15 protein-coding genes are annotated in these 15,518 nt (G+C 74.2%); 11 read left to right on the top strand and 4 right to left on the bottom strand.

Features of this window, described 5'->3' with window-relative positions; all coding sequences use genetic code 11:
- Window positions 1-142 precede the first annotated feature (142 nt).
- The 3 genes from ACH495_RS05990 to ACH495_RS05980 all read right to left on the bottom strand — a co-directional run bounded on the left by ACH495_RS05990 (window position 143) and on the right by ACH495_RS05980 (window position 2,700).
- The gene (locus ACH495_RS05990) at window positions 143-970 is read right to left on the bottom strand and encodes an ABC transporter permease (protein ID WP_396856648.1); all 828 of its coding nucleotides are present in this window, start codon (window positions 968-970) and stop codon (window positions 143-145) included.
- Window positions 967-1,908 (bottom strand): ABC transporter ATP-binding protein, encoded by a 942-nt coding sequence (locus ACH495_RS05985; RefSeq protein ID WP_396856647.1) that lies wholly within the window; start codon window positions 1,906-1,908, stop codon window positions 967-969. Before ACH495_RS05985 ends, ACH495_RS05990 begins: the two co-directional genes overlap by 4 nt.
- A gap of 135 nt (window positions 1,909-2,043) precedes the next feature.
- On the bottom strand, window positions 2,044-2,700 hold the full coding sequence (locus ACH495_RS05980; RefSeq protein WP_396857321.1) for a hypothetical protein: 657 nt from the start codon (window positions 2,698-2,700) through the stop codon (window positions 2,044-2,046).
- A 160-nt stretch (window positions 2,701-2,860) separates the two neighbouring features.
- Between ACH495_RS05980 and ACH495_RS05975 the strand changes: the two genes are divergently transcribed.
- From ACH495_RS05975 to ACH495_RS05940, 8 genes are all read left to right on the top strand, one after another.
- On the top strand, window positions 2,861-3,640 hold the full coding sequence (locus tag ACH495_RS05975) for a GNAT family N-acetyltransferase (protein WP_396856646.1): 780 nt from the start codon (window positions 2,861-2,863) through the stop codon (window positions 3,638-3,640).
- The gene (locus ACH495_RS05970) at window positions 3,637-4,617 is read left to right on the top strand and encodes a lysophospholipid acyltransferase family protein (protein WP_396856645.1); all 981 of its coding nucleotides are present in this window, start codon (window positions 3,637-3,639) and stop codon (window positions 4,615-4,617) included. The genes ACH495_RS05975 and ACH495_RS05970 overlap by 4 nt, the downstream gene beginning before the upstream one ends.
- 275 nt (window positions 4,618-4,892) lie before the next feature.
- Window positions 4,893-5,732 (top strand): DUF4097 family beta strand repeat-containing protein, encoded by an 840-nt coding sequence (locus ACH495_RS05965; RefSeq protein ID WP_396856644.1) that lies wholly within the window; start codon window positions 4,893-4,895, stop codon window positions 5,730-5,732.
- Window positions 5,729-6,349 carry a PadR family transcriptional regulator gene (locus ACH495_RS05960; protein ID WP_396856643.1) on the top strand — a complete coding sequence of 207 codons (621 nt, stop codon included), beginning with the start codon at window positions 5,729-5,731 and terminating at the stop codon, window positions 6,347-6,349. Before ACH495_RS05965 ends, ACH495_RS05960 begins: the two co-directional genes overlap by 4 nt.
- 63 nt (window positions 6,350-6,412) lie before the next feature.
- Complete coding sequence (locus ACH495_RS05955) at window positions 6,413-7,114, top strand: response regulator transcription factor (RefSeq protein ID WP_091068807.1); 702 nt, start codon at window positions 6,413-6,415, stop codon at window positions 7,112-7,114.
- A complete protein-coding gene (locus ACH495_RS05950; protein WP_396856642.1) occupies window positions 7,111-8,664 on the top strand; it encodes an ATP-binding protein in 1,554 nt (517 codons plus the stop codon). Before ACH495_RS05955 ends, ACH495_RS05950 begins: the two co-directional genes overlap by 4 nt.
- Before the next feature lie 62 nt (window positions 8,665-8,726).
- Window positions 8,727-10,322: a trypsin-like peptidase domain-containing protein gene (locus ACH495_RS05945; RefSeq protein ID WP_396856641.1), complete on the top strand. Its 1,596-nt coding sequence runs from the start codon at window positions 8,727-8,729 to the stop codon at window positions 10,320-10,322.
- A gap of 243 nt (window positions 10,323-10,565) precedes the next feature.
- Window positions 10,566-11,627 (top strand): glycosyltransferase family 4 protein, encoded by a 1,062-nt coding sequence (locus tag ACH495_RS05940; RefSeq protein WP_396857320.1) that lies wholly within the window; start codon window positions 10,566-10,568, stop codon window positions 11,625-11,627.
- Between the two features lie 4 nt (window positions 11,628-11,631).
- On the opposite strand, the gene ACH495_RS05935 is transcribed toward ACH495_RS05940, so the two are convergent.
- Window positions 11,632-13,113, bottom strand: a complete 1,482-nt coding sequence (locus ACH495_RS05935; RefSeq protein WP_396856640.1) for a protein kinase — start codon at window positions 13,111-13,113, stop codon at window positions 11,632-11,634.
- Window positions 13,114-13,276: 163 nt separating this feature from the next.
- Between ACH495_RS05935 and ACH495_RS05930 the strand changes: the two genes are divergently transcribed.
- The 3 genes from ACH495_RS05930 to cutA are packed head-to-tail and all read left to right on the top strand — an operon-like array spanning window position 13,277 to window position 15,509.
- Entirely contained in the window at window positions 13,277-14,110 is an 834-nt protein-coding gene (locus ACH495_RS05930) for a patatin-like phospholipase family protein (RefSeq protein ID WP_396856639.1), read from the top strand.
- Window positions 14,110-15,132, top strand: a complete 1,023-nt coding sequence (locus ACH495_RS05925; protein ID WP_396856638.1) for a 1-acyl-sn-glycerol-3-phosphate acyltransferase — start codon at window positions 14,110-14,112, stop codon at window positions 15,130-15,132. The genes ACH495_RS05930 and ACH495_RS05925 overlap by 1 nt, the downstream gene beginning before the upstream one ends.
- A 56-nt stretch (window positions 15,133-15,188) precedes the next feature.
- Window positions 15,189-15,509, top strand: coding sequence for a divalent-cation tolerance protein CutA (cutA, locus tag ACH495_RS05920; RefSeq protein WP_396856637.1), 321 nt, complete (start codon window positions 15,189-15,191; stop codon window positions 15,507-15,509).
- Window positions 15,510-15,518: the final 9 nt, after the last annotated feature.

Below are 15,518 nucleotides of genomic sequence, written 5' to 3'. Positions count from 1 at the left end.
GCTGGTGGCCCGTTTCACAGAAGATGCCAGAACTTCGGCAAACGCTGCGTGTCCGCCCGACTCCTGCTAGACGGCGACCGGAACGGCGACGGCCCCGGCCGGTGACACGCGGTCACCGGCCGGGGCCGAATCGAACGGCGGGTCAGGAGATGTCGCGCCGCCGGATGGTCAGCACGCCGATCACGCCGGTCACCACCGCATACCCGATCAGCACCGCCGCCCCGGCCCACTGCGGCGGGTTGCCCGGGATGTCCGTGTCGCCGCCCACCATCAGGCTGGAGGCCAGCGACGGCACCAGGAGCTGGAGCTTGCTGATCCACTCGCCGTACCGTGCCGCCAGCAGGCCGATCGCGATGGCCGCGCCGATGGTGCCGCCGAGGTAGAGCAGGATGCCGGTCACTGTCGCGCCGATCTGGCTGCGGATCAGCACGCCGAGCCCGACGCCGAGCACGGACCACAGCAGGTAGGCCAGCCCGTTGAGCGCGATCGCGCGCCAGACCACCCCGCTGCCGAGTTGCGAGTCGACGTCCACCGCGTTCAGGATCAGCGGCGCGACGATCAGGTTGAGCACCGTGGTGACGACCCAGAACAGCAGCGCCAGCACGCCGGCCGCGGCCAGCTTGGCCAGCATCACCGCGGTGCGGTGCGGCGCGGTGAGGAACGTGGTGGTCACCGTCTGGTGGAAGAACTCGCTGGTCACCACCACGATGCCGAGCAACATCACGATGAGCAGGCCGAAGAACTGGCCGTTGGTGTAGAGGTTGGCGGCCAGGTTGTCGGCCGCCGCGGCGGCTTGGAGCTGGTCGGCCTGCTCGCCGGCGGCCTCGCCCACGTTTCCGCTGGCCAGGGCATCGGTCTGCAGGTAGTTGAAGAAGAGCGCGAGCCCCCACAGCGGGAGCGTGATCAGCCCGAAGATCCACCAGGTGCTGGTGGTGCGGATCTTGAGCAACTCGGATCGGACCAGCGTCATCGGATCTCCGCCTTTCCGGCCGTCAGCTCCAGGAAGACCCCTTCGAGGTCCGGACGTTCGGTGGTCAGCTCGTGCAGCTCCACCTTCGCGGCCAGCGCGATCCGACCCACGGTCGGCGCGTCCACGCCGCCGACCAGCAGCGCGCCGTGCGGCTCGGCGTCGACAGTGGCGGACTGCTCGCGCAGCGCCACGGCCAGCTCGTCCGCCTGCGGGGTGCGCACCCGCACCCGGGCGCCGTGCGTCATCGAGCCCATCACCTGCTCGACCGGCCCCTGCCGGACCAGCTTGCCGGCCGCGATGATCACCACGTCGTCGGCGAGCAGCTGCATCTCGGAGAGCAGGTGGCTGGAGACCAGCACCGTCCGGCCCTCGGCGGCCAGGCCCTTGAGGAAACCGCGCATCCAGCGGATGCCCTCCGGGTCCAGGCCGTTGGCCGGCTCGTCCAGGATCAGCACCTGCGGGTTGCCGAGCATCGCCGCGGCGATGCCGAGCCGCTGCTTCATGCCCAGCGAGTAGCCCTTGAACTTGCGCTTCGCCGCCGGGGAGAGCCCGACCAGGGCCAACGCCTCGTCCGCACGCTCCTTCGGCAGCCCGGCCGCCGCGCAGATCACCCGCAGGTGGTTGATTCCGGTACGGCCCTTGTGCGCGCTGGACGCCTCCAGCACCGCGCCCACCGTCCGCAGCGGGTCGGTCAGGTCGGCGTACCGGTGGCCGCCGATGGTGGCCGTGCCGGCGGTCGGCGTGACCAGGTTGAGCAGCATGCGCAGCGTGGTCGTCTTACCGGCGCCGTTCGGGCCGAGGAAGCCGGTGACCCGGCCCGGCTCGACCGTGAACGACAGGTTGTCGACCGCGCGGACGTTCTTGTATTGCTTGGTCAAGCCGGACACGATGATCTGGCCGGTCCCGGCACTGGGGCGTGGCTGCCCGTCGGACATCATTCTCCTCTCCTCCCCGGCGCGCTGGACGCACGCCGGTGGGACGCCGTTGCGGGGGCGCCCCGCACAGCCTGACAACCCGGCGCAAGCGGGTCAATCAGGCGGGATGCGTACGCGCCGTCCTCCTCAGGGAGGAGATCAACCGCTCGGCAGCGCCACCCAGGTGGCACGCGCTCGACCGAGCAGCGCGCCGTCCGGACCGTACAGGCTGGTGTGCACCTCGGCCTTCCGCCCCTCGCCGCCGACCGCGAGCCCGGTCACCACGCACTCGTCGCCCGGCCGGGGCAGCGCCGTGACCTGCGCGGCGATCCGGCCCAGCACGTACGGGCGGCCGGCGGAGAGCACCGCCCAGCCGCCCGGGCAGTCCAGCGCGGCCCAGACCGTAGCGGGCACCACGTCGGCCGGCGCGCGGAACGGCGCCGCGGTCCGCCCGTCCGGCAGCCGGCCGGGAAAGATCCGCAGGCCGTCCGGGTGGTCCGGGCCACAGACGAAACAGCCGGGGAACGGGTGGTCCACCAGACCGGGGTACGCCGCCGCGGCCCGCTCGGCCGTCGCCCGGTCCACCGGCGGCACCACCGCGTCCACCGGCCCGACCCGGCGTACCTCGGCGACCAGCCGGCCCGCCGGGTCGCGGATCTCCCCGTCGGCGGCGGTCAGCGGCGTGTCCAGCGGCGGCGGCCGGCGCAACGTGACCTCCACCGGCCCCCGGTCGTCGATCAGCGCGGCGAAGATCCCGGCGCTCCAGCCGCCGTTGCCGGAACCGTCCGGTCCGTGGAAACGGGCCTCGACCAGCACGTGCACCTCCGGATGATGGTCCGCCGGCGCCGTCGCCGGTGGTCGCCCGGCAGCCTCGCACACCCACCGGTACGGGTCCGCACGCCGCCGCCGACCGGCGTTCACCGGATCGACATCCCTCCCCCCGGGCCCGGCAACCCGCGCCCCTTACACAGGACCCATGGCCGTTCTGCACGCCGCTGGCGCACCCATCACGACCAGCGGTTACACCCTGCTGATCGCCGACGACCCGACAGTGGTCGCGGCCGCGCAACGCCTGCGCCACGAGGTGTTCGCCGGCGAACTCGGCGCCACCCTGCCACCGGGCGCGGCCGGGCTCGACACCGACGAGTTCGACGCCCACTGCGACCACCTGGTGGTCCTGCGCGAGGACACCGGCGAGGTGGTCGGCACCTACCGCCTGCTCCCGCCCGGTCGCACCGACCTCCGGTACGCCGACGGCGAGTTCGACCTGACCCCGCTGGCCCCGCTGCGCGACGACCTGGTCGAGGCGGGCCGCTCCTGCGTGCACCCCGACCACCGCACCGGCGCCGTGATCAACCTGATGTGGGCCGGCATCTGCCGCTACCTGCACCTGCGTGGCTCGCGCTGGCTCGGCGGCTGCGCCTCGGTGCCGCTCGCCGACGGCGGGACCGCAGCCGCCGAGGTGTGGGCCCAGGCCGCCGACCGACACCTCGCCCCGCCGCCGCTGCGGGTGACCCCGCGCCGGCCCTGGTTCGCCGAGGCGCCGGCCCGGCCCGCGCCGGCGTCACTCACGCCGGCCGAACGCCGAGCGCTCGTCCCGCCGCTGCTCCGCGGCTACCTGCGGCTCGGCGCCTGGGTCGGCGGCGAGCCGGCGTACGACCCGGACTTCGGCTGCGCCGACTTCTACGTGCTGTTCTCGCTGGACCGGATGAACCCGCGTCACCTGCGGCACTTCCTCGGCGAGGTGGGATCGTGACGCCCCTCGCCGGTCACCGGGACGGCGCCGACCTGTGGCGGCCGGCCTCCGGCTGCGGGCCGGCCTGCCTGCCGTCCCCGGCCGCCGCGGACGTCTCCGCGACTCGCCGGGTCGGCCGGCTGCTCGGCGTACTCGGCATGCTGCTGGCCGGGGCCGTCCTCGCCGCGTCGCTGCCGCTGCTGCCGGCGGCCGACCGGCGGGCCGCGCTGCGCGGCTGGGCCCGCGCGACGCTGCGTGCGCTCGGGGTACGCCTGGTGGTCCGGGGCCGGCCGCCGCGCCGCCGCGCGCTGCTGGTCGCCAACCACGTCTCCTGGCTGGACATCCTCGCGGTGCTCGCGGTGTCGCCGGCCCGGATGCTGGCCAAGCGGGAGGTCCGCGGCTGGCCGGTGGTGGGCGTGCTCGCCGCGGCGGCCGGCACCGTCTTCGTGGACCGGTCCCGGCCGCGCGCGTTGCCGGCCACGGTCAACCGGGTGGCCGAGACGCTGCGCGCCGGGCACCCGGTGGCGGTGTTCCCGGAGGGCACGACGTGGTGCGGCGCGCCGTCCGGCTGCCGCCCCACGCGCGGCTTCCGCCCGGCCATGTTCGAGGCCGCGGTGGCGGCCGGCGCGCCAGTGGTGCCGCTCGGCCTCGCCTACCGGTACGCCGGCGAGCCGAGCACGCTGCCCGCCTTCGTCGGTGCGGAGACGCTCTGGGCGTCGCTGCGCCGGGTGCTGGCGGCCCGCGACCTGACCGTGACGGTGACCGTGGCCGCCGCGCTGCACCCCGCCGACGGGGCGGACCGGCGGCTGCTCGCCCGCGCCGCCGAGGCCGCGATCCACCCGGTCCGCCCCGCCCGGACGGCGGCCGCCCGCCCCACCCGGGGATCGCTCCCGCTCCCGGGCGCCGTCCAGCTACCGGGTGTCGTCCCGCCTCCGCGACCGGCGGTGGCGGCGTCCGCGCCGGTGCCTGGCGAGCCGGCTGTCGATCTGGTGGCCTGAGCCAGCTCGCCTTTCGTCGAGACTCGCCCCCATCCCCGAGCGCTCCCACCAGCAGAGAATGATCTTCCGTCTGCTGGGACGGTAGTGAATCTTGGAAGAAAACGGCCCCGATGAGGGCCATTTCCTTCCAAGATCTCTCACTGCGGTGCGGTGCGGTGCGGTGCGGTGCGGTGCGGCGGGGACGCGTAACAGTCTTGTTCAGTCGCGATGTATCGCGTTATGCTTCCCCCGGTCACCGGACGTGCCGTGCGGCACGTCGTACAGGGGAGGGCACGATGGCGAGTTGGACGGTCGACAGCCCACACCGGATCACGCTCGACGAGCCGGTCACCCGGCTCGACGTCCGACTGGTCAGCGGCCGGCTCAACGTGGTCGGCACCGACGGCCCGGCCCGGGTCGACGTCACCCGGATCAGCCGCCGGCCGATCATCGTCGAGCTGCACGACGGCCGACTGACCGTCCGGCACGAGCGGACCCCCCGCTGGCCCGGCGTGCTCTGGTGGCTCGGGCAGCTCCGCCGCCGGTTCCGCGCCGAGGTGTCGGTCGCCGTGCCGGCCCAGGCGCTGGCCGACCTGCACCTGGTCGACGGCGCGCTGGTCGCCTCCGGGCTGCGCCGCGACACCCGGGTCGACGTCACCTCCGGCCAGGTCACCCTGATGGGGCTGCGTGGTCGCACCACCGCCAAGGTCGTCTCGGGCCCGGTGGAGGCGCTCGGCATCGGCGGCGACCTCGACCTCGAGACGGTCTCCGGGGAGCTGATCCTGGCCGACAGCGCGCCCGAGCGGGTGCGGGCCCACGCGGTCTCCGGCTCGATCACCTGCGACCTGGACAACCCGCGCGGCAGCGAGATCCGGCTCAGCGCCATCTCCGGCAGCATCACCGTCCGGGTCCGCGAGGACAGCGACCTCAGCGTGCACCTGCACACCACCTCCGGCCGGATCACCAGCGGCTTCCCGCAGATCTGCGGCGGCCAGCACGGCTTCGGCGCGGTCAAGGACAGCCACGGGGTGCTCGGCGGGGGCGCGGGTAAGCTCTGGGCGTCCGCGACGTCCGGCAGCATCGCGCTGCTGGCCCGCCCGGTCGCGGACGCCGACGACGTGGAGGACCTGCCGTGACCGCCGTGTTCAGCCACGGGCGGCTCCGGCTCTATCTGCTCAAGCTCCTCGACGACGGTCCGAAGCACGGCTACGAGCTGATCCGCCTGCTGGAGGAGCGCTTCCTCGGCCTGTACGCGCCCAGCGCCGGCACCATCTATCCCCGCCTGCAACGGCTGGAGGTGGAGGGGCTGGTCAGGCACACCGCGGTGGGCGGTCGCAAGGTCTACGAGATCACCGAGGCGGGCCGCGCCGAGCTGCGGCAGCGCGCCGACGAGCTGGCCACCCTGGAAACCGACATCAGCGCCTCCGTGGAGGACCTCTCCGCGCTGGCCGGTGAGATCCGCACCGAGGTACGCGGCTCGGTGCGCGACCTGAAGCGGGAGCTGCGCGAGGTGACCCGGCAGACCCGGCAGGGCCGCTGGACGCCCCCGCCGGCCACCCGGGCCGGCGGCAACGGAGGTGCGGCCCGACCGGCGGAAGCGCCGCTGCTCGCCGAGTTCGACCAGCGGCTGGCCGCGTTCACCGTCGAGGTCGGCGCGCTGGTCCGGGCCGGGCGGCTCAGCGACAACCAGCTCCGGACCGCGATCCGGCTGCTCGACGGCGCGCTCGACGGGCTACGCCGGCTGCTCCGCTGAGCTCACAGGTTGTTTCCAGCCACCACCCAGCGCGACCGCAGCCGGAGCACGGATGATGGGGCCATGGCGGCTACCCAGACCGAGGCTCGACTGCTCGTCGTCGAGGACGATCCCAACATCCTCGAACTGCTCTCCGCGAGCCTGCGCTTCGCGGGCTTCGACGTGGCGACCGCGACCAGCGGCAGCGCGGCGCTGCACGCCGCCAAGGACCACCGGCCCGATCTGGTAGTGCTCGACGTGATGCTGCCCGACCTCGACGGTTTCGAGGTCATCCGGATGCTCCGCGAGGGCGGTACGCGTACCCCGGTGGTGTTCCTGACCGCGCGGGACGCGACGGACGACAAGATCCGCGGGCTGACGCTGGGCGGCGACGACTACGTCACGAAGCCGTTCAGCCTGGAGGAGTTGACCGCCCGGATCCGGGCCGTGCTGCGCCGCACCGCGACCGGCGAGCAGGCGCCGTCCCGGCTCACGTTCGCCGACCTGGAGCTGGACGAGGAGACCCACGAGGTGCACCGGGCCGGCCAGCGGGTGCAGCTCTCGCCGACCGAGTTCAAGCTGCTGCGCTACCTGATGCTCAACGCCAACCGGGTGCTCAGCAAGGCGCAGATCCTCGACCACGTGTGGAACTACGACTTCCGCGGCGACGACAACATCGTGGAGTCCTACATCTCCTACCTCCGCCGCAAGGTCGACAACACCCAGCCCCGGCTGATCCACACGCTGCGCGGGGTGGGGTACGTGCTGCGCAAGCCGGCGGCGTGAACGCCGTCCACGACGCGAAGGGCTGGCTGCGCGGGATCCCGCTCCGGCTCAAGCTGGTCACCTCCGTTCTGGCGCTGGTCGCGGCGGCGCTGCTGGTGATCAGCGTCTCCACCGCCTACTTCCTGCACAGCTACCTGGTCGGACAGATCGACGCCGAGTTGCGGAACTCGGCGAACCGGTTCCAGTCGATCCCGCCGAGTGGCACCGGCACCATCACGCTGCCGAGCGACTACCTCGTGGTGCTGACCGAGCCGGACACCGGCGCGATCTTGCGACCGGTCTACGACAACCCCCGCTTCCAGGAGCGGGACCTGCCCCCGTGGCCGGCGAACGAGGCCGGCTTCCGGGAGCGGGTCGGCGAGCTGACCACCGAACGGGCGCGGGGCAGCTCGGTGCGGTGGCGGGTGCTCTACACCCAGCTCCCGAACGGGCAGATGGCGCTGATCGGTGAACACCTGACCGACGTCGACCAGGCCGTCCGGCAGCTCATCTGGATAGACCTGCTGGTGGGCGGCGCGGTGCTGATCATCCTGGCGTCGGTCGGCGCGGGGATCGTGCGTACCAGTCTCAAGCCACTGGTGGAGATCGAGCGGACCGCGGCGGCCATCGCTGGCGGCGACCTGACCCGACGGGTGCCCGACCCCGAGGAGGGGCGACCCTGCCCCACCTCCGAGCTGGGCCGGCTCTCCCGGGCGTTGAACACGATGCTGGCGCAGATCGAGGCCGCGTTCACCGCGCGGGCCGCCTCCGAGGCGGCGGCGCGCAGCGCCGAGATGGGCGCCCGGGACGCCGCCGCCCTGGCGCAGGCGTCCGAGGCGCGCGCCCGCCGGTCCGAGGAACGGATGCGGCAGTTCATCGCGGACGCGTCGCACGAGCTGCGGACACCGCTGACCACCATCCGGGGCTTCGCCGAGCTCTACCGGCAGGGCGCGGCGCGGGCCCCGGAGCAGACCGCCGACCTGCTGCGCCGCATCGAGGACGAGGCGTCCCGGATGGGCCTGCTGGTCGAGGACCTGCTGCTGCTGGCGCGGATGGACCGGGAACGGCCGATCGCGCTGGCCCCGGTGGAGCTGCCGGTGCTGGCCTCGGACGCGGTGGAGGCGGCCCGGGTGGTCGACCCGCAGCGGCGGATCGAGCTGGAGCTGGAACCGGGCTCGGGCCCGCTGGTGGTGCTCGGTGACGACGCCCGGCTGCGGCAGGTGATCGGCAACCTGATGACCAACGCGCTCACCCACACCCCGTCGGACGCCGCGGTGACGCTGCGGCTGCGCGCCGAGGCGGGGAACGTCGCGGTGGTGGAGGTGGCGGACACCGGCCCCGGCCTGACCCCGGAGCAGGCCGAGCGGGTCTTCGAACGGTTCTACCGGGTGGACGCCGCCCGGACCCGGCGGGCCGCCGGACCGACCAGCACCGGCCTCGGCCTGGCCATCGTCGCCGCGCTGGTGGCGGCGCACCACGGCACGGTCGAGGCGGTCGCGACGCCGGGAGGCGGGGCCACGTTCCGGGTGAAACTGCCGCTGCTGCCCGAGACGCCGGAGCCGGGCGAGTGACTTACAGAAAACATTCAGGCGGATTCCAGGCTGGTGACAGTGCCACAGGGAAAGCTGTAGCCATGACCGACCACGAGACCGAGCCGCAGCGGTCGCCGGCACCTGCCGACGCCGAGCCGTCGCACCACACCGCCGAGCTGCCCCGCGTCGAGAGCGGGACATCGGACTCCACCCCGGCCGCCGCGTCGGTTCCGGCCGACTCCCCGGCCGCCGGAACCACCGCCCACGCCGACGTCCCGGCCAATCCGTACGCGCCGTCGTCCGACGCGCCGGCCAATCCGTACGCGCCGTCGTCCGACGCGCCGGCCAATCCGTACGCGCCGGGCCAGTCGGGTGGCGCTTACGCCCAGCCGTCCGGCAGCCCGTACGCCCAGCCGTCCGCGCCGCCGTACCCGGCCTCCGGGCAGCCGCAGAACTGGTACGGGGGACAGCAGCAGCACGGCGGCTGGGCCCAGCAGGGCGGCACCGGCTATCCGTCGTCGCCGCAGGCCGGCGGGCCGGTGCCGACGTACCAGGCGCAGCCGGGCCACCAGCCGTACCCGCAGCACCAGCCGCACCAGGCCGGGCAGCCGCTCCCGCCGTGGGGCCCGCAGCAGCCGGCGCGGCCGAGTCGGGCCGGCAAGTTCATCGGCGCGGGCGCGTTGGCGCTGGCGCTGATGCTCGGCTCGGGCGTGGCGGGCGGCGCGCTGGCCCTCGCGTTCGACGACGGCGGCGGCGTCACCCGCACCTACTCCGCCGCTCCGGTGATCAACAGCGCCGACCTGCCCAAGATCGCGGCTGCCGTGCAGGACAGCATCGTCACGATCATGACGGACAGCGGTGAGGGCTCCGGGGTGATCCTCAGCGCCGACGGGTTCGTGCTGACCAACAACCACGTGGTCGCCTCCGCCAGCGGCGACACGGTGAAGGTGGTCTTCGCGGACGGCAAGACCGCCTCGGCGAAGATCGTCGGGACGGACCCGAAGACCGACCTCGCGGTGGTCCAGGCCAGCGGCGTGCGCGACCTGAAGGCGGCGAAGTTCGGCGACAGCGACGGCATGCAGGTCGGCGACCAGGTGCTCGCGCTGGGCAGCCCGCTCGGGCTCCAGGGCTCGGTGACCGCCGGCATCCTCAGCGCCCGCGACCGCACCATCTCCGCCGGCGAGGGCGGCCAGCAGCAGCAGACCCCGCAGCAGGGCGCCAGCTCGATCTCCGGCCTGTTGCAGACCGACGCCCCGATCAACCCGGGCAACTCCGGCGGCGCGCTGGTCAACACGCGCGGCGAGGTGATCGGCATCAACACCGCGATCGCCACCGCCGGGCAGGGCAGCAACGGCAACATCGGCGTCGGCTTCGCCATCCCGAGCAACAAGGCCAAGGACGTGGCCGAGAAGCTCCAGCGCGGCGAGAAGATCAGCCACCCGTCGCTCGGGGTCAGCGTGAACGCCGCGGAGGACGGCGGCGCGATGGTCGCCGCGGTCACCCCGGGCAGCGCCGCCGAGAAGGCCGGCATCCAGCGGGGTGACGTGATCACCAAGTTCGGCGACACGGTGATCAACGATTCCAACGACCTGGTCGGCGCCGTGCAGGCCGGCAAGGTCGGCGACCGGGTCGAACTCCAGTACAAGCGAAATGGATCCGACGAGACGGCAACCGTGACGCTCGCCGAGACGTCATAGTCCACAGACCTACCTCCCTCCCGGGGCGGTGGGCGACGGAGCCAAGGGGGTTGGCTTCGTCGCCCACCGCCCCTTCGTCGCTCCTCATCCGGTCCGGGTGAGGCCGACGCGGACGCCGTTTACCGCGTGCCGCGTCGGGAACCCGCCGCCGATCGGGTACGCCGGGGACCAGCGGGGAGGGACTTCGTGGCCGTCAACCAGCCGCTGTCGGACCGGGTGCGGGGCGGGCCGCTCCGGATCGCGATGGTGGTCCCGCCGTGGCTGTCGGTGCCGCCACCCGGCTACGGCGGGTTGGAGACGCTGGTGGCCGGCCTGGTCGACGCCCTGATCGACCGCGGGCACGCGGTGACGCTGTTCGGCGCCGGCACCGAGCACGGCACCGCCGCCGACTTCGTCTCCACGTGTGCCGAGTTGCAGTACGACCGGCTGGGCGAGTCGCTGCCCGAGCTGGCCCACCTGGCGCACGTCGACCACCTCGTCGACCCGGCCGACTTCGACCTGGTGCACGACCACAGCACCATCGGCCCGATGGTGGCCGGCCGCCGCCGGGTCCCGACGGTGGCGACCGTGCACGGCAACCCGGTCGGCGAGTACGGCACCGTGCTCAGCAACACCGACCGGGGGGTCGGCCTGATCGCGATCTCGCACGCCCAGCGCCGGGCGAACCCGGGCCTGCCGTGGGTCGGCACGGTGCACAACGCGATGCCGCTGCGGGACTTCCCGCACAAGCACGCGCCGGGGGCGGGGCCGGTGCTCTGGCTCGCCCGGTTCAGCCCGGACAAGGGCCCCGACGTGGCGATCCGGGCCTGCCGGGCGGCCGGGCTGCCGCTCACCCTGGCGGGCAAGTGCAACGAGCCGACCGAGCGCCGCTACCTGGAACAGGCGGTGGAGCCGTTGCTGGGCGAGGACGTCACGCTGGTGGTGAACGCGGACCGCGACGCCGTGCTGCGGCTGCTGCTCGACGCCCGCTGCCTGATCATGCCGATCCAGTGGGCGGAGCCGTTCGGCATGGTGATGGTGGAGGCCATGGCGACCGGTACGCCGGTGGTGGCGCTGCGCCGGGGCGCGGTGCCGGAGCTGGTGCGTCCCGGCATCACCGGGTTGGTCTGCGACCGCGCCGAGGAGTTGCCGGCGGCGCTGCGCGCGGCGGCCGACCTGGACCCGGCCGACTGTGTCGCGCACGTCGCCGAGAGCTTCTCGGTGGAGCGGATGGCCGCCGGCTACGAGGCGGTGTACCGGGGCTTCCTGGCCGGGCGGGCGACGGCGGACGGCCCCCGGGCGGTCGCGCGGCTCGTCCCCGGTTGACCGGTCAGGTGCGGCCGACCACCAGCGCCGCCGCCGCGGCGTCGAGTAGCCGCGCGTACCCGGGGCTGATGCTGCCCTCGCGTCGGCGTTCGGCGATCTTGCCGCGGAGCCGTTCCACCGCGGCGGTCACCTCGTCCGCACCGCTCGCGGCCACCGCGTTGCGCAGCAGGTTGCGCAGGTCCACCCCGACGTCGCTGCGGATCTGACCGTCGGTCAGCCCGGCCTCGATCAGCCCGTCCACCCGCTCGGCCGGGTCGGCCGGGTCGTCGGTCGGCGCGGCCGGGACGGTGGTGGCCGGCCTGCGGCTCGGCTCGGGTGGCGGCGTGGTGGTCGGGTTCCCCTCATCGGGCGACGCGCTGATCGGCGTCTCCACCGGCCCGGCGGTCGGCAGCACCCGCGGCGCGACCGGCCGGTCCGGCGTCAGCGCCGGCACCAGCAACGCGGCGGCGGCGACCAGCACCACCCCGGCGCCCGCCAGCACGAGGACCCGGCGCCGGCCCGGCCCACCGGCCGCCGGACCGGATTCGGCCGCCGGGGCCGGGACCGGCTGGGTCGGCGGGGCCGGGACCGGCTGGGTCGGCGGGGCTGCCGCCCGGGTCAGCGCGGGCAGCGTCATGGTCGGCGCCAGCATGGTGGCGGCCTGCGGGTCGGCGGGCAGCAACTGGTCGCGCAGCACGGCCGCCACCCGGTGCGCGGTGGGTCGGTCCCGCGGGTCACGGGCCAGGCAGCGCAGGCAGATCTCCGCGACCGGCCGGGGCAGCCCGGGTACGCCGTCGAGCGTGGGCGGCGCGTGCTCGGCCAGCGCGGTGCTGAGCTGCTCCCAGGTGTCCGCCGGGTACGGCGGCTGGCCGGTCAGCGTCTCGAAGAGCAGCACGCCCAGCGAGTAGACGTCGGTGGCCGGCTGCGCCGGTGCCCCGTCCAGCCGCTCCGGCGCCACGTACGCCGGGGTGCCGAACGTGCCGCCGTCCTCGTCCTCGTCCGGTGCGCCGACCCGGGTGGCGATGCCGAAGTCGAGCACCTTCGCCCCGATGCCGGTCATCATCACGTTGGCCGGGGTGACGTCCCGGTGCACGATGCCGAGCCGGTGCGCCGCGGCCAGCGCCTCGGCCACCTGCGCGCCGGTCTCCACCGCCGCTGGCCAGGGCAGCGGCCCCTCGGTCAGCCGGTGCTCCAACTCCTCGCCGCTGAGCAGTTCCATCACCACGAACGAGGTGATCGAGCCGTCCGGCGCGACCGTCTCGCCGTAGTCGTGCACGGCGGTGACGTGCGGATGGTCGAGCTGGGCGGCCGAGCGGGCCTCCTCGCGCACCATGTCGCGGAACCGGGCGTCGGCGGCGAGCGAGGGGGCGAGCACCTTCACCGCCACCACCCGGTCGAGCACCTCGTCGCGGGCCCGCCAGATCACCGACATGCCGCCGGCACCGATCCGGTCGATGAGCCGGTACCGCCGGGCCAGCAGACGGCCGGCTTGGAGTGTCGCCTTCACCTCGCACCTGCCTGGGCTCGGGAGCGCTACCAGGTTGCGGGAATGTGTCCGGCCTGTCAACGGGTGTCCGGACCCCCGTCGCGCTCCGCGCGCCGGCCGTGGCGCACCGTGCCCAGCCGGGCACGGCGGGCCGGACCGCGCGCCCCGTGCCAGGATGAACGGCATGGCAGGCGGTCCGGTGGCGTTCGTGCTCGGCGGCGGGGGAGTGCTGGGGGCGGTCGAGGTGGGCATGCTGCGCGCCCTGTTCCGCGCCCGGATCCGGCCCGACCTGGTGCTCGGCACCTCGATCGGCGCGGTCAACGGCGCCCTGGTCGCCGCCGACCCGACCGAGGCGGTCACCGACCGGCTGGTCCGGCTCTGGGCCTCCCCGGAGGCGAGCGAGGTGTACGGCGACTCGGTCGCCCGGCAGTTGCGACGCTTCGCCGCGCGGACCCACCTGCACTCGCCCCGCCCGCTGCGCCGCCTGCTGGAGAGCGAACTGGGCGAGACGACCACGTTCGCCGACCTGGCCGTGCCGTTCCGCTGCTGCGCGGCGAACATCGAGCGCGCCGCCGAACACTGGTTCACCGACGGGCCGGTGGTGCCGGCGGTGCTCGCGTCCGCGTCGGTGCCGGGGCTGCTGCCGCCCGCCCAGATCGCCGGCCAGCACTACGTCGACGGCGGGGTGGTCAACTCGATCCCGGTCGGTGAGGCGGTGGCGGCCGGCGCGACGCAGATCTTCGTCCTCCAGGTGGGCCGGATCGAACGCGAGCTGAGCCCGCCGCGCCGGCCCTGGGAGGTCGCCCAGGTCGCGTTCGAGATCGCCCGCCGGCACCGGTTCGCCCGGGAGATGGCGGCGCTGCCCGACGGCGTCGAGGTGCACGTGCTGCCGACCGGCGGGCTGGAGCCGCGCGACGACAGCCCGTGGGCGTACCGGGACATGGCGGCCGTGGGACGGCGGATCAGCCGGGCGTACACCGCCTCCCGCCGCTACCTGGACACCGCGCTGGAGCGTTGATGCCGCTGCCACCCCGCTGGGTACGCCGGCTGCTGCTCGCGCCCGGCGTCGTGCTGCTCGCCGTCGCCGTGGTCACCACGCTGCCGGGCTGGGCGCTGCTGGCGCTGGCCGCGTCGCCGCTGGTGCCGGGGCGGCTGCGCCCGCTGCGGCTGCTCTGGATCGGCGCCGTCTACCTGGTCTGGGACGCCGCCGCGCTGCTCACGCTCTTCGTGCTCTGGCTGGCTTCCGGGTTCGGCCGGTTCAAGCGCTCGCCGGCGTTCCAGCGGGCCCACTACGTGGTCGCCGGCCGCTTCCTGCGGGTGCTGTTCTGGCAGGCCCGGTGGACGCTGCGGTTGAGCATCGACGTGGTCGGCACCGACCCGGACACCGCGCTGCCCGGCCGCCCCGAGCTGGTGCTCTGCCGGCACGCCGGGCCGGGTGACTCGTTCATCCTGATCCACGCGCTGGTGAACTGGTTCCACCGGGAGCCCCGGATCGTGCTCAAGGAGAGCCTCCAGTGGGACCCGGCGATCGACGTGCTGCTCAACCGGCTGCCCAACCGGTTCATCGCGCCCGGCGCGGACGGCCGGGACTCGGCGGTCCGGCAGATCAGCCACCTGGCGACCGGCCTCGACGACGACGACGCCTTCGTGATCTTCCCCGAGGGCGGCAACTTCACCCCGTCGCGTCGGTTGCGGGCGATCGCCCGGCTGCGGTCGCTCGGGCTGGAGCGGATGGCGCTGCGGGCCGAGCGGATGCAGCACGTGCTCGCCCCGCAGCCCGGTGGGCTGCTGGCCGCGCTGGACGCCGCTCCGGACGCCGGGGTGATCTTCGTGGCGCACACCGGCCTGGACCAGATGCTCACGGTCGCGGACGTGTGGCGTGAGCTGCCGATGGACAAGCGGATCGTGATGCGGTTCTGGTCCGTGCCGCCGGAGGAGGTGCCCGCCGGCGAGCAGGAGCGCATCGACTGGCTGTTCGACTGGTGGGCCCGGATCGACAGGTGGATCGCCGCCAACCGGGACGGCACTGCCGACGCCTGAGCGGCTTTCGCGCCCGGTTGCGGCGGCGCGGCCCGGACGCCGCGTAGGGTGCGCTGGTGGATCAGATCTGCGTGGTGACGACGGTGGTGGACGCCCGTCGGGTGGCGGACGTGTTGGCGGCCGCGGCCGTCGCCGGCCGCCTGGCGGCGTGTGCCCAGGTCACTGGCCCGGTGGACAGCACCTACTGGTGGCAGGCGGCGATCCAGACCACCGCCGAGTGGTCGGTGCGCTTCAAGACCACGCCGGACCGGGTGGACGCGCTGGTCGACCAGCTCCGGGCCAGCCACCCGTACGAGGTGCCGGAGATCCTGGTCGCCCGGGAGGACAGCGGCAACCCCGACTACACCGCCTGGGTCCGCGAACACACCCGTCCCTAGGTACGCCTA

It is taken from the genome of Micromonospora sp. NPDC018662, from assembly GCF_044391475.1.
In the GTDB taxonomy this organism is placed as follows: Bacteria; Actinomycetota; Actinomycetes; order Mycobacteriales; family Micromonosporaceae; genus Micromonospora.
Note: the sequence above shows the minus strand (reverse complement) of the source record. Positions and strands in the feature narration are given on the sequence as shown.